Consider the following 24,481-nt stretch of genomic DNA (forward strand, 5'->3'; position numbering starts at 1 on the left):
TTTTAATTTGAATTAGTTATAGAATTTGTAGACTAAAAAGAGCTGTTTTGCCGAACAGCTCTTTTAAATTATATACGAACAATATTTGTATAATTTAAAATATTAATCTTCATTACTAAAGCTGAAACTTTATCAATGTTCTCTGTTTTAATGTTGTAAATATATTTGTAGTAACTGCTATTGTCATCATTATAGTATTCTGTTTTTAGCTATAAAGCATAACCTGGTTTTTGTCTTTATATATGGTAACTGTTAAGTTGATTTCTAAATAATTAATCGTAAAAAAAAGTTTTGTTATTTATGTAATTTGTTACATTGAAATAAAATTTTATATATTTGAATTTAGATATTCTTTTTTTTTGTGATTTAAAATGGTTAATTATCAAAATAATAGTCAATAAAAAAAGAAATTCTTATATCAAGACAGCTTCTCCCAAAGTGGCTGTTTTTTTAAGATTGTGATTTCCCAAAGTCACAAAAATAACCTACAGACATACATAAAATGACAAATTTTTTAGTTAGATTTTTAGTTTTATCCCTAATCCTTTTTCCTTATTTAGGTAATGGTCAAATAAAAAAAATTGGGGTTCCTTTTATTACCAATTACAATCCGAAAATGTATAAGGCTGCTTCAGAAAACTGGGATATTCTTCAGAATTCAGAAGGAATGATGTTTTTTGCGAATCATTTCGGAATACTGCAATTTGACGGAGTGAGATGGAGTATTGTTTCTCAGCCAGAAAATAAAAGTATGGTTCGTTCTCTTGCGATTGATAAAAATAATAAAATATACGTTGGTGCTCAGGGTGAGTTTGGCTATGCGGTCCAGTTGCCAAATGGACAGTATAAATATACTTCTTTAGTAAAATTAATTCCTGATTCAGCTAAAAATTTTGGAGATATTTTGCACACAGTAGTCTGCAATAACGCTGTAGTTTTTTTTTCCAGCGATAGAATATTTATTTATAAAAATAATAAAATTAAAGTAATTTTTTCTGAAGCTAATTTCGATGATTTTTTTCAAATCAGCCATGAAATCTATGTTTCAGATATTGCAAAGGGATTGTTAAAACTCGAAAATGATGTTTTAAAGACAATTCCGAACAGTACAGATTTTTTAGGAATAAAGATCAGCAAAATATTCAATGTAAAAGACGGCTTATTACTTCTTACCAAAAAAAATGGATTTTTTATTTATAAAAATAATCAAATTAAACCTTTTATAACAGAAGCTGATTATTTACTGAAACAAAATCAAATCACTGTAGGAATTCAACTTTCTAATAGTTATTTCGGAATTGGAACACGTCAATCCGGATTGATAATCATAGATAGTTCGGGACATTTAATCCAGCACATTAATAAACAGATGGGACTTCAGAACGAATATGTAACCAATCTTAAAACTGATAAAGAAGGAAATTTATGGGTGACAATGAAAGAAGGTATTTCATTGGTACAAATTTCTTCTCCTTTGTCAAGAATATTAGATAAATCAAATTCGGAAACAAAAATATATTGCAGTCTCATTTATCAAAATAAATTATATATCGGAACAGATAACGGTTTGTTTTGGCTTGATTGGGAAGCTTATAAAAGCGGAAAGCGAGAAAATGCACATTTTCAGCATATAGAAGGAATGTCTGAAAATGTATGGAATATTGGTTTTTTTGGTAATTCTCTTTTAGCTTTTGAAAAAAATGGTGTATTTGAAGTTCTAGGTAATTCGGCAAAATTAGCAGCCAAAACTGATGGAGCTTGGAAAGGTATCATTATTCCCAATCATCCTGATTTATTGCTTGTTGGTGGTTTTACCGGCTTATATATATTAAAGAATATAGATGGAACGTGGGTTTATCAAAACAAAATTAAAGGATTTGGCGAAAGTAGCCGGATAATTGTAACCGATAAAGATGACAATATCTGGATAGCCCACGGATACAAAGGAATTTATAAAATCAGGTTCAATAAAACATTCGATTCAGTTTCAAATCTTGTATTCTATAATCAGGCAGACGGTTTTCCTTCGAGTTTGTTTTTGAATACTTTCAAAATTAATAATGAGATTCTTTTTGGAACAACTAAAGGGGTTTACAAACAAGATGCAGCTTCAAAAAAAATGATTCCGGATTCCACTTTTAAGAAATATCTGGGTATCGAAAATCATGTTCGCTTATTAAAATCAGATAATCAAAATAACATCTGGTATGTTTCGGGAGAAAATACAGGAAAAATAAATCAGAAAAAACAAGGGAACTTGCACTTAGAAGAATTGCCTTTTAGAAAATTAAGGTACTTATATATTCCGGGATTCGAAAATATCCAGACAACTACAAACGGAGATGTTTTTTTTGGAACACAAAACGGATTGATTCATTATAATGTAACCAAAAATAAAAAATATCTATCAAAATATAAAGCTGTAATTTCAGAAGTTAAAAGTATTTTCCCCAAGGATAGTTTGCTTTTTTCAAGTAAGTATGATGTGCTTCCAACGACTAATAAATCAGACAAAGAATTTTGTCCGGTTTTATCGTATTCTAATAACGCCCTTCATTTTTCGTATGCTTCATTGCATTATGATGAAACCGATGCTACGATGTACCAATATTGGCTGGAAGGTTTTGAACCTAAGTGGTCTGAATGGAGTCTTCAAACAGAAAAAGAATATACAAACCTCCCTGAAAACCAATATGTTTTTCACGTTAGAGCAAAAAACATATATGATGTTGTAAGCGAAGCAGCTGTATTTAAATTTGAAATTTCAGCTCCGTGGTACCGCACTATTTGGGCGTATATCTTGTATTTATTCCTTTTTTGTACTTTGATTTATGCCATAATAAAAGATCAAAAGAATATTGCAGAGCGTGATCGCAAACAATTAATACTGAATCAGGAAAAAGAATTGTTGCGAAATCGTGCTGAATTAAACGAGCAAAAATTAGCTTTGGAACAGGAAAATATGGCTATCATGCGAGATAATCTGGAAACGACAATTAATCTTAAAAATGCGAAAGTTGCTTCAAATACTGTCAATCTCATTCATTTAAATAAAATTCTGTTATCAATAAAAGAACTGATTGGACAGATAGACAAAAAGAATGATTCAAATACAAATTTCAGTTTGTTGACCAAAATAGACCGTATAATCGATCACGAACTGCAGGGAGATCAACATTGGAATGAGTTTGAGGAAATTTTCAATCAGCTGCATGATAATTTTATGCAACGGCTAAAAACAAGTTTTCCAAACCTGACTCCTCGTGATATGAGATTGTGTGCTTATTTGCGAATGAATTTCAATACCAAAGAAATTGCGCCGCTTTTGGGAATTTCAGTAAGAGGAGTTGAAGACACGAGATACCGCATTCGCAAGAAAATGAAACTTCCGTCTGATGCAAATATCACGGAGTATATTTTGAATTTTTAAATATGGTTTGATATTTTTCACGCAGAGTTAAAAAGACTTAAGCAATTTTCTTTATTTTTCATTTTGATTTCTATAATAAAAATAATTTTCAGGAGCTAATCCCGCTATCCGTTTCAATCTTTTGTGGCGAACCACGCCACAAAAGGATTTCCACTTTTATCGGGGCTAGGCAATCATTTTCATAAGAATATTTACGTTTAGTTAGTTTCATTTCAACGGAGTAGACCGGAGCGACAGCCAACAGACGAAGTAAATCTCCACAAGAAACTCCGCACTAAACAGACGCCAATCTTTGTAGAGCGACTCACGAAGATTTCTCCTTCGTCGAAATGACAAACTACTTATAAAGTGTATTTTCTTTTACATTCTTACAAATTTAATTAATCCTCTATCTGTTTAAAACCAATACGTCGCAAGTTTTTCACTATCAGTAAAATCTTAAGTACTTTTACGTTTTTTGACTGCTAATTATTACATTTTTTTGCAAACACCGTAGTCAAACCGTACCTGTCAATTGACATATTAGGTAGTTTATTTGTTAATATTGTCATCTTATTAATACAACGTAGATCTGTTTTTTAAAAAAAAGAAGATTTGTTTTGTTAATAAACTTTGCTAACAAAAAAACTAAAAAAATGAAACAAAAAGACTTTTTTTTCGGCCGACCACCGGGAAGTACCTATTATTTTTTACTAAAATGTGTCATTCTGATACTATTTTTTCTTACACCTTTTTTAAAACTTCAGGCCCAATGTAACACCTTAATTTGGGCTGATGAATTTAACGGAACTACTGTAGATTTAACAAAGTGGCAAAGTATTTCCGGAAATGGCTGTCCTTCGCTTTGCGGATTTGGGAATGCGGAAGCACAGCGTTATGACCCCAATCAGGCGACTATTGTTAAGGAAGGAACAAACAGTTACCTCAATATTCAGTCTAAATATGAGCCGAATGCCTCATTTCCGCAACAGCCGTATGCATCTGCAAAATTGACGACAGAAGGAAAATATGCCATAAAGTACGGTAGAATCGAAGCCCGTATGAAGCTATCTAGCGGAATGGGAGCATGGCCGGCATTTTGGATGTTGCCGGCAGGAACGTCAAATTGGCCTTTTACAGGTGAAATTGACATTATGGAGGCCAAACACAGAAATCCAAAATCAATAGACGGAACCATTCATTATGACGGAGGCGGCTATCATTATACAGGAAGAAGTTATAGTTCTCCAACTGATTTATCGACAGAATTTCACGTTTATGCGGTAGAATGGGGACCAAATATTATCAAATGGTTTATTGACGGCAATTTATTTCATACCGCTACGCCACAGACTACTGTAAATGGTGGCTGGCCTTTTAACGATCAGCAGTTTTATATTATTTTGAATTTAGCTGTTGGTAGTTTAGGAACGCCGTATACAAGTGTAAATGGGGCGGGTGTTGAACCAATTTCTGCTGATTTTCCCGCAAAATTGCAGGTAGATTATGTTCGCGTTTACAGCGGAAGTTTTACATACGGAGTTTTGGGAGATGCAAAAGTCTACAATAATGAAACGGCTAAAACATACTCAATTAATGCAATTCCTGGGGCAACGTACAACTGGACAGTTCCTGCGGGTGCAACCATTACTTCGGGACAGGGAACAAATACAATTAATGTAAACTGGGGAAATACCGGAGGAGATGTATCTGTGGCTACAACGGTTTCTGGTTGTGCTTCGAATACATATAAACTGGCTGTAATTACAGAAGTTCCGTTGCCGGTAGAAAAAATTCACGAAGATTTTCAGTCGAACCGAAATATAGTGTACGGTCTTAAAACGGGAGTTTTAACAGAAGCCACGGCAAATCCATCAGCAACAGGCGTAAATACTTCTGCTTTGGTGGGGAAATATGTTCGTAACACATCTGAATTATACGATGTTCTAAACATTAAAAACGTAGTCATCAGTAATGCAAATGATTATGTATATGGAAGAAAAAGAATGTCTTTTGATATTTATACTTCGGCACCGGTAGGTACAAAAATTTCGATGCAATTAGAGAATAGCCTGGTAACAACAGCCACTAATTTTCCGTCAGGAAGACACAGTGGTTACAAAGCCATAACAACGGTACAAAACAAATGGGAAACAATTGAGTTTGAATTCGAAAAAGTAATCGACGCGAATACAAGCGCTTTGACTATCAATAATGTCGTTTTTCTGTTCGAATCCAATTCAAATTCGGGAGCAACTTATTATTTTGATAATCTACTTACAAAAGCAGCACCCGAAAAGCCAATTATTGCTACCGATATTTTACAAAATTACGACGGCATCAATAAAATTATTAAAGGAACTACAACCGGAGTATATTCTGTGGTGGCAAATCCGGGAGCCAATTCGGTTAACTCTTCAGCAAATGTGGCGAAGTACGTTCGAAATCAAACCGAACAATACGATGTGTTATTTTTCAACACACAAAATACGATCGAAGATTCCGGTTTACTAAAAAATCAAACGAATAAAATCATGATTGATGTGTATACTTCGGCACCAATTGGTACGGTTTTAAGTTTGAATTTAGAGAATAGTGCAACATCGCTGCCGGCTAATTTTCCAACGGGAAGAAACAGTAATTATGTAGCGATTACGACCAAACAAAATCAATGGGAAACACTGACTTTCTATTATAATTCAAGTCCCGATGCAGGAACTTCAAATCTGGCAATTAACCAAATGGTAATTTTGGCCAACTCAGGTTCCTATACAAGTGATACCTATTATTTTGATAATATCAGAATTGGTTCTACTAAATTACCGGACACTTTTACGCCGGGTGTTGTGTACGAAGATTATCAAAACACACATAATGTTACCTTCAGAGACGCCATCGGAACGTATACTGCAAATGCAGCAAATCCTAATGCAAGCGGTATAAATACTTCTTCAAACGTTGGGAAATATGTTCGAAAATCAACAGAGTTGTATGATAATTTTTCATTCAATACGACATTAACTAATATTGGAGATTTCAAAAGCGGAACTAAAAAATTCGCAATGGATGTGTACACTTCGGCACCAGTTGGATCTATAATTTCATGGCAGGCAGAAAGCAGTGCTTCAATTCCGTCCAATTTTCCTGCGGGAAGGAATAGTATTTATCAGGGACTTGTAAAACAAAGTAATACCTGGCATACCATTACGTTTACGTATGCGAGTGCTCCGGACGCTTCCACTTTAGACAGTGAAGTAAATCGTTTTGTATTCTTATTTGAACCTGGGACAAATTCAGGAAACACGTATTATTTTGATAATATCAGAGCTGTAAATTTAGTTTCTACAGAAAATCCTCCAACAACTTTACCTGCTCCATGGGTTAGTACAGATTTAGGTGCCGTAACTCCGGCTGGAGTAGCGACACATGCTAATGGAACCTTTACCATAAAAGGGTCAGGAAATGATATATGGGAATCGAGCGATCAATTTCAATTTGTAAATCAGTCTATTACAGGCGATGCCGAAATTATTGCTAAAGTAAACTCCATTATCAACACCAATACATATGCAAAAGCTGGAGTGATGTTTAGAGAAACACTAACAGCAACTTCTAAACATGCTATGACTGATGTAAGCGCTGCCGCTGGAATAGAATTTTTAGCAAGAGAGACAGTTTCGGGAATCACTACGGCTACGGTTGTTGCAGGAACGGCCCCAAAATGGATTCGTGTGGTAAGATCAGGAAATGTATTTACCTCTTATACTTCTGATAACGGAACAACCTGGACGCAAATTGGTACACCAAAAACGATTGCAATGTCCAACACCATTTATGTAGGAATGGCGGTTACATCACATGCAAATGGAACTTTGACAACGGGAGTTTTCAGCGATGTCATGGTTCGAAATATTACGCCAAATAACAATGTCAATTTAGCTTTATCAAAAACTGCAGTAGCTTCTACAGAGGAAAATGCCACTTATTCTTCGGCAAAAGCCACAGATGGTGACGCAACAAACACAAGATGGGCGAGTAGTTTTGCCAATGCAAGCGAATGGATTTATGTTGATTTAGGATCTAATTACAACATTAATCGTGTGGTTTTGAAGTGGGAAGCTGCTTTTGCAACGCAATACAAAGTACAAATTTCTACTGATAATGTTTTTACCGAAAATGAAACAGTTAGTACTCAAACTGCCAGCGATGGCGGAACAGATGATTTAGTGGTAAACGGAACAGGAAGATATATCCGAATTTTATGTACTGCTAAAGCTTTGGCTCCGTACGGATATTCTTTGTTTGAAATTGAAGCTTACGGGTCTGCATCATCAGCTAAAAAAGCAAATAGTATTGATGAAGATGAAGTTGCCAATACAAAATTTGTAATGTATCCAAATCCTGCCCATAATTACCTTCAGCTTTCAATACCTGAAAAATTAGATAATAAAATCATTACAGTTTATGATAACTCAGGGAAATTAATATTACAGATTCAGTTGGATACTGACTTTAATGAAAGTCAAATTGATATTAGTAAACTATCAAGAGGAATTTATATTCTGAATTTTAAATCAGATCAAAAAAGCTGGACTAAAAAACTGATTAAGCAATAAACTAAAAATCCGTTGGGTGTAAATTATTTCGAATGCTATTTTGTCATCCCCAAATTCGAAATATATTCAGGAATAAAATATTTGCACCTGGCGGATAAATAAGTCATCATTTCTAAAATGACTGTAATAATCTATTTGCGTAACCCCAAAATTATCTAGATATGAATAAAATTAAACGCACAAAAAAAATTCTTCAGACAGCACTGTTTCTGGTGCTTTCCAATCTTATGTTTGGTCAGGGACCCATTCCGTTCACAATCAGCAACACCTCTACATTTAATGATAACGAATTGTATGTTGCTATTGTAGGGATTGATTATACGACCGGAAATCATGTTTGGGTCAATGCCAAAACGAGTCAGGTTTTACCTATGAGCTCATCTTATAACACGGTTACCGGACCTACAATTGGAGGAAATACAGGACCGGGACAAAATTCAAAATACGCCAACTGTTTTACCAAATTGAGCGAAATTCCAAACAAAACTTTCACTTTGCCCTTAATAGCTGGATGTAGGGTTTTTATCGCTAAAGGACAACAACTGTATTTTTACTTTTTTGGAGCCAATGGAGCTCCTTCGGGATATACATCTCCAAATCCGTTAAACGCAACAGATCCAAATCAGGGAATTTTATATGAAATAATCGAATTGACTAACAATCAATATGGATTTTTCGGAAATCCTTCAAGAGTTGACTCCTATAAATACCCAATGGGATTAGAATTATTTGGAGCTAACGGATACCAAAAAAGAGTTGGTGAATTAAAAAAACACGCAGACATTGTCGCTGCTTTTAAAGCTAATGTACCTGCAGAATTTCAAGGCTGTGTAAATGATGCAACGGGCGAAATTACGGCACCATCAAAAACGCCGGCTTTTGCAGATGGAACCGGAGGAACTTCAGTAGGGCCTCAGGCAAATTATTTAAAATCTTACATTGATGCGATCTGGAATAAATACAAAAATGAAGATTTAATATTTTACGCCGGAGATGCCGGAGTTTTTAAAGGAAGAGTAATCGGAGAACAACTGGAAATGGTTGGGCAGTCTGGCGGTTTTGTGGGTCGTACAGGACGCGTTCAATATCGGCCTTCGACTCAGGAAGCACTTGAAGGAAAAGGGGTTCTGGACAGAAGACTAGTTGACGGAGATTTGGATCTTGTGATTCAGGCGCAGCTTACTGCAGCGATTAACAGACATGTTGTGAACACTACAACGGCAAACCCCGGTCAGCAAAACTGGTACGATGCTTCAAAATTCTATCAGGTAAATCCAACCAATCATTATTCTAAATTCTGGCATTTACCGGGAATAAGTGTTGATAATCTGGCTTACGGATTCGCTTATGATGATGTGGCTGATCAGTCGCCTTCGCTTCATTCGCCACAGCCTACAAAAGTAATTGCAGCTTTTGGAGGTTATGCAGGAACGATTCCTACTGTTCCCGCTACAACAGATGTTGTTACGGTTCATAAAGATTGTAATTATACAGGATTCTCAGGTGGATTGACCATTGGTGATTATAATCTGGCTCGTTTAAATACTTTAGGTGTTTTGAATGATGATATTTCTTCACTTAAAATTACGCAGGGCTTTAAGGCGATTTTATATCAGGATGATAATTTTGCAGGAGCTTCAACAACTATAACTTCTGATAATTCATGTTTGAATGCAACCTGGAATGATAAAGTTACTTCGATCAGAATTTTACCAAACGGAACAACCACTTTAGGAAATCAGACATTCTTTTTGCAAAACAGAAACAGCGCACTCAATATGGACGTTTGGAATGCCAGTTTATCTAATGCAGCCAATGTTGCGCAGGGAACAGCAAATTCAAACGCAAACCAGAAATTCACCTTTACACATTTAGGTGATGGATTATACAAAATTATAGCAAGTCATAGCGGGCAATCTCTGGATATACATAATTTTAGTAAAGATAATGGTGCCAATGTAGAACAATATCCATACAATGCCACTACAAATCAGCAATTTATATTAGTTGCTACAGGCGATGGTTTTTATAAAATTGCAGTCAGAAACAGTGGTAAACTGATAGAAGTTGCGGGTGCAGGTACTGCAAATGGTGCCAATGTACAACTATGGCAGGATAATGGACAGACTTGTGCGCAATGGAAATTAGTTCCGGCAACATCTTCTCAGACTTCTGTTTTAATTCAGGCAGAGGATTATTCAGCTATGAGCGGTATTCAGGTAGAAGCTACAACAGATACCGGAGGAGGTTCGAATGTTGGATACACAGAAACAGGAGATTGGTTGGCTTACAACAGTATTAATTTTCCAACAACAGGTTCTTATTTAATCGAATACAGAGTAGCAAGTGCTGTAACGGGAGGTAAATTATCTTCTGATTTAAATGGCGGAACTATTGTATTAGGCAATGTTGATATCCCGAATACAGGAGGATGGCAAAACTGGCAAACGGTTTCGCAAAGCGTAAACGTAAATGCTGGAACCTACAATTTTGGAATCTATATTCAAAATACCGGTATGAACATCAACTGGATAAAAATCACAAAAGTAGGAGCTGCTCCAACTGCAAAAACAGCTTCGGCACAAATTACACAAGAAGAAGTAGCTGAAACAGCATTAAATATTTATCCGAATCCCGTAGAGAGCACACTTTTCTTTACGAAAGCTGTTTCCGGAAATGTGAGCATTGTAGACTCTCAAACCGGAGCAGCAGTTTCTTCTCAAAAAATCAATAGCGACAGTATAGATGTTTCACGTTTAAGAACTGGTGTCTATGTCATTGTTTTGGAAGAAGACGGTCAAAAAACGGTGAAACGTTTCATTAAAAAATAGTTTTATATGTATAAAGTCTCAGACATTCTGATTAAAATTAGAATTACTGAGGCTTTTTAATTTTCCCCCAAGGTTTACAAATTTATTAATCTATTAAAAATTACTATGAAAAACAATTACAAAATGATCCAGTTAAAATGGATCTTAATTTTCGTTCTGGGTATTTTCAATCTCTCAATTGCCCAAAAAAAAGTAATCGCTTATATCCCAAACTGGATCGATCTGAATTCCTTTTCAACAACTATTCAGTACAGTAAATTGACGCATATTAATATTGCTTTTGAAAATCCGGATGCGAATGGATATCTGACTTTCAATTCAGGTTCTAATGCTATCATTAATGCTGCGCATGCACAAAATTTAAAGGTTTTTGTTTCTCTCGGAGGAGGTTCCGTTTCTGAAGGCGGTGCTATTCGTGATAATTATTTCAATTTAATTACAAGTGGAAACAGAACAGCATTTATCCAAAAGATATATGATTATGTCGTTGCCCATAATTTTGACGGCGTTGATGTTGATTTGGAAGGTCCGGCTATTAATGGTGATTACGGTGGATTTGTAATTGCTTTGGCAGCCAAATTACATGCAAATGGCAAGTTGATTTCAGCAGCACTTTCAGAAGGATATGGAGGCGCAAATGTACCATCTTCAACTTTTGCAGCTTATGACTGGATCAATATAATGGCTTATGATGCTACAGGTCCATGGGCTCCCGGAAGTCCGGGTCAGCATTCTCCGTACAGTATGGCTGTAAATCAGTTTAATTACTGGACAGGCAGAGGTTTGCCGGCAAGTAAAGCTATTATCGGACTTCCGTTTTATGGTTACGGTTTTGGAGCTGCAGCCAATCAGGGAATTTCTTTTGCTAATATTGTAGCCCAATATCCAGGTTCTGAAAATCAGGATCAGGTAGGAAACACCATTTATTATAATGGGATTCCAACTATTAAAGCAAAAACAGCATTTGCCATTCAAAATGCAGGCGGCGTTATGATTTGGGAATTATCTCAGGATGCTACTGGTTCGAAATCATTATTAACAGCCGTAAACCAGGTTGTTACAGGAAGTCAGCCACCAACAGGAACAGGTACTTTAATTCAGGCAGAAAATTTTTCTTCGATGAGTGGTATTCAAACCGAAGCAACAACAGACACTGGGGGAGGTTTAAATATAGGTTATGCAGATACAGGCGACTGGATGGCGTATTTCAATATCAATTTTCCGACATCAGGTTCTTATGTAATTGAATACAGAGTGGCAAGTGCTGTTTCAGGGGGAAGATTATCTTCTGATTTAAGTGCAGGAACAATTCAGCTGGGCGCTGTTAACGTACCAAATACAGGAGGATGGCAAAATTGGCAGACTATTACTCAAACCGTAAATGTAAATGCAGGAACATACAACTTCGGAATATATGTTCAAAATACAGGGTTTAATCTAAACTGGTTCAGAATCACAAAATCTGGTTCGGCTTTAACAGCAAAATCAGCCCTAAAGGATAAAATTGAAAGTCTGACTGTTTATCCAAGTCCAACTGAAAGTGAACTTTTCTTTTCTGCAGAAATTTCGGGAGCAAATGTGAGTGTTATCAATTCTCAGGATGGCGCTACTGTTTCATCTGAAACAGCAAACACGAACAGCATTGATGTTGAGAGCTTAAAAAGTGGAATTTATTTGATTTTGGTAGAAAAAGACGGAATCAAAACAGTTAGACGCTTCATAAAAAAATAAGTAGCATGCAGAAATATATAATAGCCTTAATTGATTCAAAGCTACTGGTATTGACTTTTATTTTCTTCGGCTTAAGTTGCCATGCTCAGGTTATCATGTTTGATGATTTTAATTATTCAGGAAATACAGATCCTCAATTGGCATCGTTTAATAAATGGCAAATTGTTAATGGAGAGAGTGGACCACCTGAAGGAGCTGTGTACAATAAGAGTAATGTCAATTTTATTACAGACCCGAATGATACATCGAATAAGTTAATGACTTTAAAAACAACGGTTAAAGGTCAGTCAAAAGCAGTAACACATTCCAGAATTGAAAGTTCGTATGAATATTTTGAAGGAACGTATGCATCAAGAGTCTATTTATCAGATGAATCGTTTATCACTAAAGATGCCAACATACAGACGTTTTTTACGATTGTAAGTTCAAGTCTTGCTCAGGATGGTTCAAAGTATAGTGAAATGGATATCATAGAGTATATGGCTGCTGACAAATGGGGTGTTTCTCCAGACAACAGAGTAGGATATACAACTTCCTATCACAAATATATTGCAAATCCATGGAAGCCCTGGAAAACCTATTCTACCCAACAAAAATCATTAGCCGGGTGGCATACTTTTATTGCTACCTGCACCGATGGTGTGAATATTAAATATTATATGGATAATACGCTTATTGCCACTCATTCTGTTACTGATAATGAAACACAGGCAGGTCTTTCAGTTTATCCACGAAGTACGATGCAGCTGGCATTTGCCAATTGGATTTGGAATAATGTATTAGGTGCGAGTAATACCAACAGAGAGAATACTTTCATGGCAGACTGGGTCTTATATTATAAAAATACAGCATTAGACTTGTCTCAGATTAATACATTAGTTGCAAATTACAAAGCACAAGGACTCAAAAGAAGAAATCTGGCAGGTCAGACATTTTATGATGTGCCGCAAAATAATGGTGTTGCCACAGTTTACAAAGATTGTAATTATGGTGGTTATGCTGTTAGTTTACCTACCGGGAACTATACTTTGGGCGACCTGCAGGCAAAAGGAATTTTAGATAATGATATTTCTTCACTAAAAGTACAAAGCGGGTATGAAGTAGTACTTTATACAAATGATAATTTTTCTGGTTCTTCTGCCATTATTGCTTCAGATGATACTTGTCTGGTAGATAATAGCTTCAATGATGTGGCTACTTCTCTACGAGTTAGAACGATAACGAATTCTTCTTCACTGTTAATTGAAGCGGAGAGTTATACCAGCATGAGTGGAATTCAAACTGAAGCAACCACAGATACTGGCGGTGGATTAAATGTGGGTTATGCGGATACTGGTGACTGGATGTCTTACAGTAATATTACTTTTCCAACATCTGGTTCTTATTTAATTGAATACAGGATAGCTAGTGGCGTTAACGGATCTGTAATTTCTTCAGATTTAAATGCCGGAGCCATTCAATTGGGTGCTGTTAATATTCCAAATACAGGCGGATGGCAAAACTGGCAAACGATAAGTCAAACCGTAAGTGTAAATGCTGGAACCTATAATTTCGGAATTTATATTCAGAATTCAGGTGTAAATTTAAACTGGTTCCGAATTACAAAATCAGGTTCGGCTTTCGCAGCAAAATCGGCTCTAACTGAAAATATTGAAAACCTAACTGTTTATCCAAGCCCGACAGAAAATGAACTTTTCTTTACTGCAGAAGTTTCGGGAGCAAATATAAATATCATAAACTATCAGGATGGTGCTTCTGTTTTGGCGCAAAAAGCGAAGAACAACAGTATTGATGTTAGTGATTTAAAACCCGGAATCTATTTGATTTTAGTTGAAAAAGACGGCATCAAAACGGTAAGACGTTTTATAAAAAAATAACCTTTTAAAGTGCTGCTTCTTCTTTTGCTTGGCAAATAAGATGTGTCGCTTTTTATTAATTGTAACCCTTTAACCCCAAATTAACATGAAAAACAATTACAGATTTACACTCACTTTATTCGTGTTTCTGGCTTTCGGCTATTTTGCCTCAGCCCAGACTTCCTTAGGTTCAAGCCGAACTTTTATGAATAATTTAAAAAAAGAACTAGTCAATTCGACCACTGCAAAAGGCACAGAAAAAACCGTTTTGCTGGAAGTTGAAAATTCAAAAACATTTAATGGAAAAATTAATTACAAAGAATCAAATGCTTCAAGTGAGTTTTTGATTGGAGAAATTAAAAATGTAGCAGAATCATCTTTTTACCTGAAGGTTAAAGATCAGTCGCTTGAAGGGCATATCATATTAAAAAAAACGAAGGAAGCTTACAAATATTACTCGGATTTAAACGGAAATGCCTTTGTAACCAAAGTAGACATTAATACGCTGATCTGTCTGAATTATGAAAATGTTCCGGAAAGAGCAAATAAAACCGGTAAGGCAGCGGTATCAGCTGAAATTGCTCCAGCCTTGCTAAATTTACAAAGCTTACCGGGAGCAGCAGGGTGTGTGATGTTAGATTTCGACGGTTATAATATGCCCGCAGGAAACCTTTGGAACAACGGTAACGCCATTAATGCAGCGCCATCAGGAATGAGCGATGCGGCAGTACAACAGCATTGGGAAGTTGTTGCTGAAGATTACAGGCCATTTAACCTAAATGTAACGACAAGTGAAGCTGTTTTTAATTCGTATCCAAGAAACAGAAGAATGCGTGTCGTAGTAACTCCAACCAATACTGCAGCCCCCGGGGCGGGAGGTGTTGCATATATTGGTTCCTTCAATTGGGATAATGATGTGCCGTGTTGGGTATTTATCACATCAGGCAAATCAGGTGGAGATGCCTCTGCGCATGAAGTGGGACATACTTTCGATCTTGGCCATGATGGACGGACTAACCCGGTAGAAGGATATTTTCTGGGTATAGATGGAACTTCCTGGGCACCAATTATGGGTGCAGGATATTACAGACCCATTGTACAGTGGAGTAAAGGCGAATACAATTATGCCGATAATAAACAAGATGATGTAGCTACTATTGCAAGTGCCAAATTTGGAGTTGGGTACAGAGGCGATGATTACGGAAACACAACTGCTTCTGCCGCAACGTTAGATTATAATGGAAGCGGGATCATCAATCAGAAAAACGGAATTATTTCAAGCGAAGCCGATTATGATTTCTTCTCGTTTACAACAGGAGGAGGAAATGTTTCTATCAATGCCAATACGGTTTCCAGAGATGGAAATCTGCATCTTTTAATAAGATTGTATAATTCAGCCGGAGCAGAAATGGGAACGTATTGGAATTCAGATCCGTTTGCTTTAAATGCGGCTATGAATGTCAATCTTCCGGCTGGTAAATATTTTATTGGTGTTGATGGAAGCGGAGCAGGAAATGCAGGTTATGGCGGATATTCGGCTTATGGATCGATTGGAAGTTATTCGCTTACAGGAACAATTCCGCCGGGAGGAAATATCACTGCTTCGACGGATGTCATAACTGTATATAAATATTGTAATTATACCGGATTTTCGGGCGGATTGACAATTGGTGATTATAATCTGGCACGTTTAAACTCTTTAGGTGTCTTAAACGATGATATTTCTTCGCTTAGAGTTGGTCAGGGCTTTCAGGCAATTTTGTATCAGGACGATAATTTTTCCGGGGCTTCTACAGTAATTAGTTCTGACAACTCTTGTTTGAATTCAACCTGGAATGATAAGGTAAGTTCGATTCGTATTTTGGCAAACGGAGTGACCACTTTAGGAAATCAGACATTCTTTCTTCAAAATAGAAACAGCGGACTCAACATGGATGTTTGGAATGCCAGTGCATCTAATGGAGCAAATGTTGCACAAGGAAGTGTAAATACAGGAAATAATCAAAAATTTACTTTTACTCATTTAGGTAATGGGATGTATAAAATTATTGTTAATCATAGCGGTCAGTCCTTAGATGTCAATAATTTTAATAAAGCAAACGGTGCCAACGTAGAGCAATATCCATACAACGGAACGACCAATCAGCAGTTTATTTTAGTTGCAGCAAGTGATGGATTTTACAAAATTGTAGCCAGCCACAGTGGAAGAATTGTTGAGGTTTCCGGAGCAAGTACGGCTAATGGTGCCAATGTACAGCAGTGGGACGACAACGGTCAGATTTGTGGACAATGGAAATTAATTTCAACTACAACAGTACAAACTTCTACTTTAATTCAGGCCGAAGATTATTCTGCCATGAATGGCATTCAGGTTGAAGCTACAACTGATACCGGCGGAGGTTCGAATGTTGGTTATACTGAAACCGGAGATTGGTTAGCATATAACAATATCAATTTTCCAACAACAGGTTCTTACTTAATTGAATACAGAGTAGCAAGTGGTATAACTGGCGGTAAATTATCATCTGATCTAAATGGAGGAACGATTATTTTAGGAAATGTTGATATACCAAATACCGGAGGATGGCAAAACTGGCAAACGGTTACGCAAACTGTTAATGTAAACGCAGGAACATATAATTTTGGAATCTATATTCAAAATACTGGAATGAATATCAACTGGATTAGAATTACTAAAATTGGTACAGCAGCAATAATATCAGAAACTTCATTAAGTATTGCAGAAGAGGAGGTTACTGATGTTGCGTTTAATTTATATCCAAATCCTGTATCAGAAACACTTTTCTTTACAACAGATGTGAGGGGAGGAAATATTAGTATAGTTGATAGCCGAACAGGTGGTTTGGTTACCATGCAAAGCGGTGTTAACAACAGTTTGGATGTTTCCACTCTTAAAACCGGAGTTTATATGATTATTTTTGATAAAAATAATAAACGAACAGTCAAACGTTTTGTTAAGAGATAAATTTAAAAAAAAATCTAAAGGCTGCTAATTGTAGCCTTTTTTTATAATACCAATATTTGGTTTTTCCTGAAGTTTTGTCAATTAGACAGAAAAAAGGAAATATCGAAAGATTCCAAGATGATTTTCTGACTAGAATTAATGTTCTCAGATAAAGAGATAAAAAAAGCAAAAAACCCATCAAAATTTTGATGGGTTATTCTCTGTAGCGGGAACAGGACTCGAACCTGTGACCTTCGGGTTATGAGCCCGACGAGCTGCCTACTGCTCTATCCCGCGATGTTTCGGGTGCAAATATAAGCACTAAATACGTTTATACAAAGAAATTAATGAAATTTTTTTCCTAAAGTATTCTTAATAGATAAATATTTGGTACAAAGTTGGTTATGTTTTTTTAGATCTTGTAATCTAGTAATTCGGCATACGGGTCGATTTTTAAACCTAATAATTTACCAAAAGCAGGTTCAGTTTTATAACCGTTTTGTTTGAGTTTTATGATTTCCAAACGAAAATCTTCTCCTTTTGACTCCAGAATTTGATGTTCAATAATCATGTGTCTGTATCCGTTTTGATTTTTTGTAGGTATATTTTGTCCGAAGATTTCAATTTCAAAATCATCTACTTTAAAACTAGCAACGACAGCGTCATGATTATTAATACTCGTTTCCAGAATTTTAAAATGGGTTTTGTTTTGAAATGCAGAAGAAATTTTATTTATGAAATCGGACTTGTTTTTCCAGTAACAGATAATATCGAGATCACTGCTTTCAATGTCGATGTGAATGGGTATAGTACCTACTAAAATAGGATTGAATTCAAAGAGAATCTCCAAAATCATATGCTGCTTTAAAGTTTTATAAGCCAGCATCTGTTTTGGTTTTCCAATTTTTAAATATTTTATAGTGCTGAAATCAATCATTTAGTCGGCATAATTTTTTTCTTCTTTTATTTCTTTTGCTAATCTTTTATTGATATTAATTTTAGCTCCTGTAAAAACAAAAATGGTGGTTTTGTATTCTCGGGCATATTTATTTGTTATTTGACTACCAATAAAAGAAGATTCAAAATACGGACTTGTTTCTTTAAATTCGTTACTGTTTTCTTCATATTCCTTTATTCTAATAAGGTTCTTGTAGCATACATCAAGATTAAACCAATTCACATAATCGGCATTAAACGAAACCGCTTTTATTCCTTTTTTTGTGTAATAATTAATAGCTCCGGCTTGTCCGTAATTATCACACAGGACAAGCGTTTTTTCAGAATTAGGAAACAAAGCATAAACAGAATCTGTTTTGCGGGCAAGTTCTTTCCATCCCAGCATATCGGCGAAATCCTGAGGTAACGCATGATCTTTTCCGTCTTCCCAACGAAGCATACCCAGTTTTTTATATTTTTCAGAATGGCTTACAATATATTCCGGGCTTTTATTTGGAAAAGCAAGATTGTAAATAGGGATAAAAAACAATAGCGGAATGATAATAAATGCAGGTTGCAAATAACGTTTCCAACCCGTTTTTAAAACTTCGGACAAGAAAACCGATCCAAAAGCTATATAAATAGGGTATAGGCCAATGGCATAATAAGCTTTTGCCTTAAAGTATAAAAATATAATAAGTGTAAAGAGAATAGAAGTAAAGAAAAATTTATATTTTCCAAAAGGTTTGTAAAATAATAAGGCATACAAACCAGCGATAATTACTAGAAGAGAACCAATAAAAAACAACAATTGCTCTTTCAAAAAGCCAACACGATCTACATTAACTAATTGTTTTTCGGACAATTCTTTCATGTGATGGACTACTGGAAATTGGTTATTATATTGCCATAAAAGATTTGGCAGAATTAAAATCAATCCTAAGATCAACGCAAAGTAGAGTTGTTTTTCTGCTAGTATTTTTCTTTGTCTGGAAAGTAAAAGTGCCGGAAACAGACCTATAAGTAAAAATAAGATGTTGTATTTATTTAGAAAACCTAAGGCAAAAACAATTGCAGCTATATAGAACCATTTGGTTTTTTCGGTTTTGAAATATTGAATCATTGCATAATAAAAAGCAGTCCAGCATAAAATGTCTAATGAGTTGGGCTGGTAAAGCATGTTAATTCGCAATAATGATGAAAATACTATACAAACTGCTCCCAAAATTAAGGCATATAAATTTCCTTTTAGTGTTTCAATAGTTTTCCAGACGATTACCAATGTCAAAACACCAAAAAGGGCAGGGAAAAATTTTACCCAAAAAACTGAATTTCCGAGCAACAGAATAATATAAGAAAACCAGGATGTTACCGGCGGAACTGATAAGTAACCCCAAGCTAAATGATTGCCCTGATCAAGATGCAGATATTCATCACGCTGCAAATCATATTCAGGACTAAGCAATACATATTGCAAAACAAATTTTAAAATTATAAATCCAATTAAAATTATAGTTTTTTTGCTCATTCTGATTGGTTTAGGTTGTAGATTTTTAATTTAAGATGTTTTTAAAAAGAGAGCTAATATATAATTTATTTAGTGAGAAATAAGTATCAGGCAGAGTGGATTTGGCTATCCTCTCGATAAACTTAAGTTGAAGGTTTTTATAAGTAATGAGCTTTGACTCTGCTAGCCTTGAATTTTTATTTCTTTGCAAAAATTATTTTGATTAACATTTAGTTCCTAATCATTTTATGATAACCCGTGATAGAAGAAGCCTTTTTGAATGTAACTATATTTAAATGTAATATTTCTAAAAAAAAATATTAAAGTTCATTAACAAGTGTTGATAAAATTTCTGTAATTGAAAAATAAGCACCACAGACAAATTCATCTGCAGCTCCATAATATATAGTAAGTTTATCACCTTCTACGATATGACCGTTTGTAAATACAACATATCCAAAAAAACCGCTTATTTCATAGTTTTCCTGAGGCATCATTATTGGTTCCAAAGTACGGGCGATTACTTTTGAAGGATTTTCTAAATCCATTAAAAAGGCACCAAGGCAATATTGCTGTTCTGCATTTGCCCCATGGTAAATTTCCAGCCAGCCTTTATCCGTTTTAATGGGTGCTGCACCGGCTCCAACCCTTGCACTGTCCCAAAGGTCTTTTCTGGTTCCTAAAAGAAATTGATGATTTCCCCAATGAATACCATCAGGAGATTCTGCAAGCCAAATAAAATTACCACCAATCTGCGGACTTGATGGTCTGTGCAATGCATAAAATTTGCCATTAATTTTTTCTTCAAAAATGGTACAATCTTTATTATGGGGAGGAAATATCATCCCTTTTTTTTCAAAATTTTTCCAGTCTTTTGTTGTACGTAATCCAACTCCAACACCATTGGCAGAAACTGCTGTGTAGGTAATGTAATAAGTGTCTTCTAAATAGCTAACCCTGGCATCTTCTATTCCAAACTTTTCTAATACACCGGCTCCTGTAAGTGGATGAATGTCTTCAGGTGTATAAAAATGAATTCCATCATCACTGCACAAAATCCGTAAATGCGAAAGTGTGGTGAGGTAGTCAAGCCCTTTATATTGAACTATTCTGGCATCTGTAGCTACTAAGTCGGGATCTTTCAAGGAAATTTCTATAATTTCAACTTTTCCCAAGGCATTGATTAACGGAAAGAAAATAACACCTTCTTTTTGAGCGATGCATTCGGCTACACGAACTAAAAGCCATGTCTTCTGCTCAAAAACAAAAACACCGGGATTTAAAAGACTGATAATTTGTAAATCATCACTGCTTGGTTGCAGATCTTTTGGCATCAATAAAGGATTTTCCGGAAATCTGTGTGCAATGTCACTCATATTTATATTTTATTAATACTAAATTAATATTGATGCTTTAAAATCAAATAATTAGATAAGTTAATGAAAATTATAAAAACAATAAAGTAAATGGTTTTTTGATAAAGAATTTTATATGATATTGAAGCATTATTATAGTATTATCATATAATTTTTAAACTATAAATCTTTAATTTTATGTTACAGTAAAACTCACGAATAAACATTTTTATAGATTTTATCTATCAAAGTAGATTAATATAATATACATTTTGGATGCAAATTTTTTATTTAGTTTGTAAATTAGTCATTCAGTTAAATAATAAAATCAAAAAAAAATAAATTATGGAAAATCAATCAAACGACATTAGCAAGTGTCCATTTCACAATGGCAGTATGGATAATGTGGCTGCATCAGGTACAAAGAATCGTGACTGGTGGCCAAAACAGTTAAAAGTAAATATCTTAAGACAGAATTCGTCTTTGTCAGATCCGATGGGAAATAATTTCGATTATGCTGAGGCTTTTAAAAGTCTTGATCTTGAAGCTGTGAAAAAGGATCTACATGATCTTATGACAGATTCGCAAGGTTGGTGGCCAGCTGACTTTGGTCATTATGGAGGTTTGTTTATTAGAATGGCATGGCACAGTGCGGGAACTTATCGTGTACAAGATGGCCGCGGTGGTGCTGGTGCTGGACAACAGCGTTTTGCTCCTCTTAACAGCTGGCCTGATAATGTAAGTCTTGATAAGGCCAGAAGACTTTTATGGCCTATCAAACAAAAATATGGAAAAAAAATCTCTTGGGCAGATTTAATGATATTAACCGGTAATGTCGCGTTAGAATCTATGGGGTTCAAAACATTTGGTTTTGCAGGAGGAAGGGCCGATGTATGGGAGCCAGATGAAGCAGTTTACTGGGGTTCTGAAACTACATGGTTAGGTGGAGATGAGCGTTATAATGATGGTTCTGAAGGCGTGCCGAAGGAACATGGTGTTGTATCATCTGATGATGATGCCGATGGACATTTGCATTCCAGAAATCTTGAAAAACCTCTTGCAGCTGTACAAATGGGACTTATATATGTAAATCCTGAAGGACCTGATGGTAATCCGGATCCGATTAAAGCAGCCAAAGATATACGTGATACTTTTGGTCGTATGGCAATGGATGATGAAGAAACAGTGGCTCTGATTGCAGGAGGGCATACATTTGGCAAAACGCATGGAGCAGCCTCTTCTGATCACGTAGATAAAGAGCCGGAGGCATCCGGTATAGAATTACAAGGTTTTGGCTGGCAAAACAGTTTTGGTTCCGGTAAAGGTCCGGATGCCATTACAAGCGGGCTTGAGGTTACCTGGACAAAAACACCAACACAATGGAGTAATAATTTCTTCGAAAACTTATTTGGTTTTGAATGGGAATTATCTAAAAGCCCTGCCGGTGCTCACCAGTGGGTGGCTAAAAATGCACAACCAATTATTCCGGATGCTTTTGACAGTTCAAAAAAACATTTACCAACCATGCTTACGACTGATTTGTCATTAAGACTAGATCCTGCATACGAGAAGATATCACGCCGCTTTCTTGAAAATCCGGATGATTTTGCAAATGCCTTCGCAAGGGCATGGTTTAAATTGACCCACCGTGATATGGGACCACGTTCTCGTTATCTTGGACCTGATGTTCCTCAGGAAGAATTATTATGGCAGGATCCTATTCCAGCAGTAAATCATGCCCTGATTGATGAGAATGATATAGCTCAATTGAAAGAAAAAATAGAAAATTCAGGTTTAAGTATTTCACAATTAGTTGGAACCGCGTGGGCATCGGCCTCTACTTTTAGAGGATCAGATAAACGAGGAGGAGCAAATGGTGCGCGTATAAGATTGGCTCCGCAAAAAGACTGGGAGGTAAACAATCCGATTGAGCTAAAAAAGGTTTTATATAAACTTCAAAGTATTCAGACAGAATATCATGCTTTGCAGGCCGGAAAAAAAGTTTCGTTCGCTGACATTATAGTTTTAGCAGGTAATGTAGGAGTAGAGAAGGCTGCAAACGAAGCAGGCTATTCTGTTAAAATTCCTTTTGCGCCAGGTCGTATGGATGCATCTTCGGAGCAAACAGATGTAGAATCATTTGGGTATCTTGAACCTAAAGCAGATGGATTCCGTAATTACCGAAAAACAAAATCAACAGTTTCTACAGAGGAACTTCTTATTGATAAAGCAAATTTACTGACACTTACTGCGCCAGAACTGACAGTCCTTTTAGGAGGACTACGTGTACTTGATATCAACACAGACGGTACAAAAAATGGAGTATTTACACATCGTCCTGGTCAGCTTACTAATGATTTCTTTGTTAATCTCCTTGATATGAATACACAATGGCAAGCCCTATCGAATGATAATGAGCTTTACGCAGGAAATGACCGCAATACAGGTCAGCCAAAATGGATAGGAACACGTGCAGACCTTGTTTTTGGATCTAATTCAGAATTAAGAGCTATTGCTGAAGTTTATGCAAGTAGCGATGCACAGGAAAAATTTATAAATGATTTTGTTTCGACATGGAATAAAGTAATGAATCTGGATCGGTTTGATTTAATTGGATAGATACAGATTCTTAAATAAGAAAACTAAAAAAAGGAGTCAAATTATAGACTCCTTTTTTTAGTTTAACAATCTGTCTAGTCCTGAAATAGCGATACACAAAAAGCATCGTTATGGAAGATCAAATAAAATATGTAAAGCGTAGTCAACGAGATTACAGTATGTCACTAAAACTTCAGATTGTTAGTGAGATTGAAAAGGGTAATATTTCGATTACTCAAACAAGGAAACAATATGGCATTCAGAGTCATGGGACAGTTTTAAATTGGTTAAGAAAATTTGGTAACTTTGATTGGGAGAACCAAACCCCGACCCAAATGGCAAAAACACCTGAACAGAAGATAATGGAGCTTGAAGCCCAAGTGAAATTATTGGAAAAGCAAAAAGCATTATTGGAGAGACAGGCTTTTGTTGCAGACAAAAAAGCTATTCTTTTCGATATGATGATTGATTTGGCTGAAAAGGAATATCGAATTGATATCCGAAAAAACTCTGCACCCGAACAATCGACTACTTCAAGCAAAAAGAGCAACAAACAGTAGCATTTACCTGTTATTTGTTCGGGATAGACAGACAGGTTTATTATCGAAGAATTAAAAGAAAAAACTCCAGGCAAACCAAAGCTCAAGAGATTGTTTTGCTAGTGGAGGATATTAGAA

The 24,481-nt window shown here is 35.7% G+C and carries 11 protein-coding genes and 1 tRNA gene; 8 read left to right on the plus strand and 4 right to left on the minus strand.

From position 1 onward, the window contains the following. Nucleotides 1-502 precede the first annotated feature (502 nt). The 6 genes from ACEN2I_RS09190 (at nt 503) to ACEN2I_RS09215 (ending at nt 17,429) form a co-directional block, all read left to right on the plus strand. Nucleotides 503-3,430, plus strand: a complete 2,928-nt coding sequence (locus ACEN2I_RS09190; protein WP_441765802.1) for a triple tyrosine motif-containing protein — start codon at nt 503-505, stop codon at nt 3,428-3,430. A 635-nt stretch (nt 3,431-4,065) separates the two neighbouring features. Continuing rightward, on the plus strand, nt 4,066-8,025 hold the full coding sequence (locus tag ACEN2I_RS09195) for a family 16 glycosylhydrolase (protein ID WP_441765803.1): 3,960 nt from the start codon (nt 4,066-4,068) through the stop codon (nt 8,023-8,025). A 161-nt stretch (nt 8,026-8,186) separates the two neighbouring features. Beyond that, the gene (locus tag ACEN2I_RS09200) at nt 8,187-10,856 is read left to right on the plus strand and encodes a beta-1,3-glucanase family protein (protein WP_441765804.1); all 2,670 of its coding nucleotides are present in this window, start codon (nt 8,187-8,189) and stop codon (nt 10,854-10,856) included. 105 nt (nt 10,857-10,961) lie between these two features. Beyond that, nucleotides 10,962-12,587 carry a glycosyl hydrolase family 18 protein gene (locus ACEN2I_RS09205; RefSeq protein WP_441765805.1) on the plus strand — a complete coding sequence of 542 codons (1,626 nt, stop codon included), beginning with the start codon at nt 10,962-10,964 and terminating at the stop codon, nt 12,585-12,587. Between the two features lie 5 nt (nt 12,588-12,592). Next, nucleotides 12,593-14,464 (plus strand): carbohydrate-binding protein, encoded by a 1,872-nt coding sequence (locus ACEN2I_RS09210; RefSeq protein ID WP_441765806.1) that lies wholly within the window; start codon nt 12,593-12,595, stop codon nt 14,462-14,464. A gap of 85 nt (nt 14,465-14,549) precedes the next feature. Further along, nucleotides 14,550-17,429: an RICIN domain-containing protein gene (locus ACEN2I_RS09215; RefSeq protein WP_441765807.1), complete on the plus strand. Its 2,880-nt coding sequence runs from the start codon at nt 14,550-14,552 to the stop codon at nt 17,427-17,429. A gap of 203 nt (nt 17,430-17,632) precedes the next feature. Here ACEN2I_RS09215 and ACEN2I_RS09220 read toward each other — a convergent pair. The 4 genes from ACEN2I_RS09220 to ACEN2I_RS09235 form a co-directional block, all read right to left on the minus strand. Continuing rightward, nucleotides 17,633-17,705 (minus strand) — tRNA-Met (locus tag ACEN2I_RS09220). A 115-nt stretch (nt 17,706-17,820) separates the two neighbouring features. Continuing rightward, the gene (locus ACEN2I_RS09225; RefSeq protein ID WP_441765808.1) at nt 17,821-18,345 is read right to left on the minus strand and encodes a DUF4269 domain-containing protein; all 525 of its coding nucleotides are present in this window, start codon (nt 18,343-18,345) and stop codon (nt 17,821-17,823) included. Continuing rightward, on the minus strand, nt 18,346-19,872 hold the full coding sequence (locus ACEN2I_RS09230; protein ID WP_441765809.1) for an ArnT family glycosyltransferase: 1,527 nt from the start codon (nt 19,870-19,872) through the stop codon (nt 18,346-18,348). A gap of 299 nt (nt 19,873-20,171) precedes the next feature. Beyond that, nucleotides 20,172-21,227, minus strand: a complete 1,056-nt coding sequence (locus ACEN2I_RS09235) for a glycoside hydrolase family 130 protein (protein WP_441765810.1) — start codon at nt 21,225-21,227, stop codon at nt 20,172-20,174. Between the two features lie 324 nt (nt 21,228-21,551). On the opposite strand from ACEN2I_RS09235, the gene katG reads away from it, so the two are divergent. Both katG and ACEN2I_RS09245 read left to right on the plus strand, forming a co-directional pair. Then, entirely contained in the window at nt 21,552-23,825 is a 2,274-nt protein-coding gene (gene katG / locus ACEN2I_RS09240; RefSeq protein ID WP_441765811.1) for a catalase/peroxidase HPI, read from the plus strand. Nucleotides 23,826-23,935: 110 nt separating this feature from the next. Next, nucleotides 23,936-24,364, plus strand: a complete 429-nt coding sequence (locus ACEN2I_RS09245) for a hypothetical protein (RefSeq protein WP_441765812.1) — start codon at nt 23,936-23,938, stop codon at nt 24,362-24,364. Nucleotides 24,365-24,481: the final 117 nt, after the last annotated feature.

The sequence above is a fragment of the Flavobacterium sp. W22_SRS_FK3 genome, from assembly GCF_052113665.1.
GTDB lineage: Bacteria > Bacteroidota > Bacteroidia > Flavobacteriales > Flavobacteriaceae > Flavobacterium.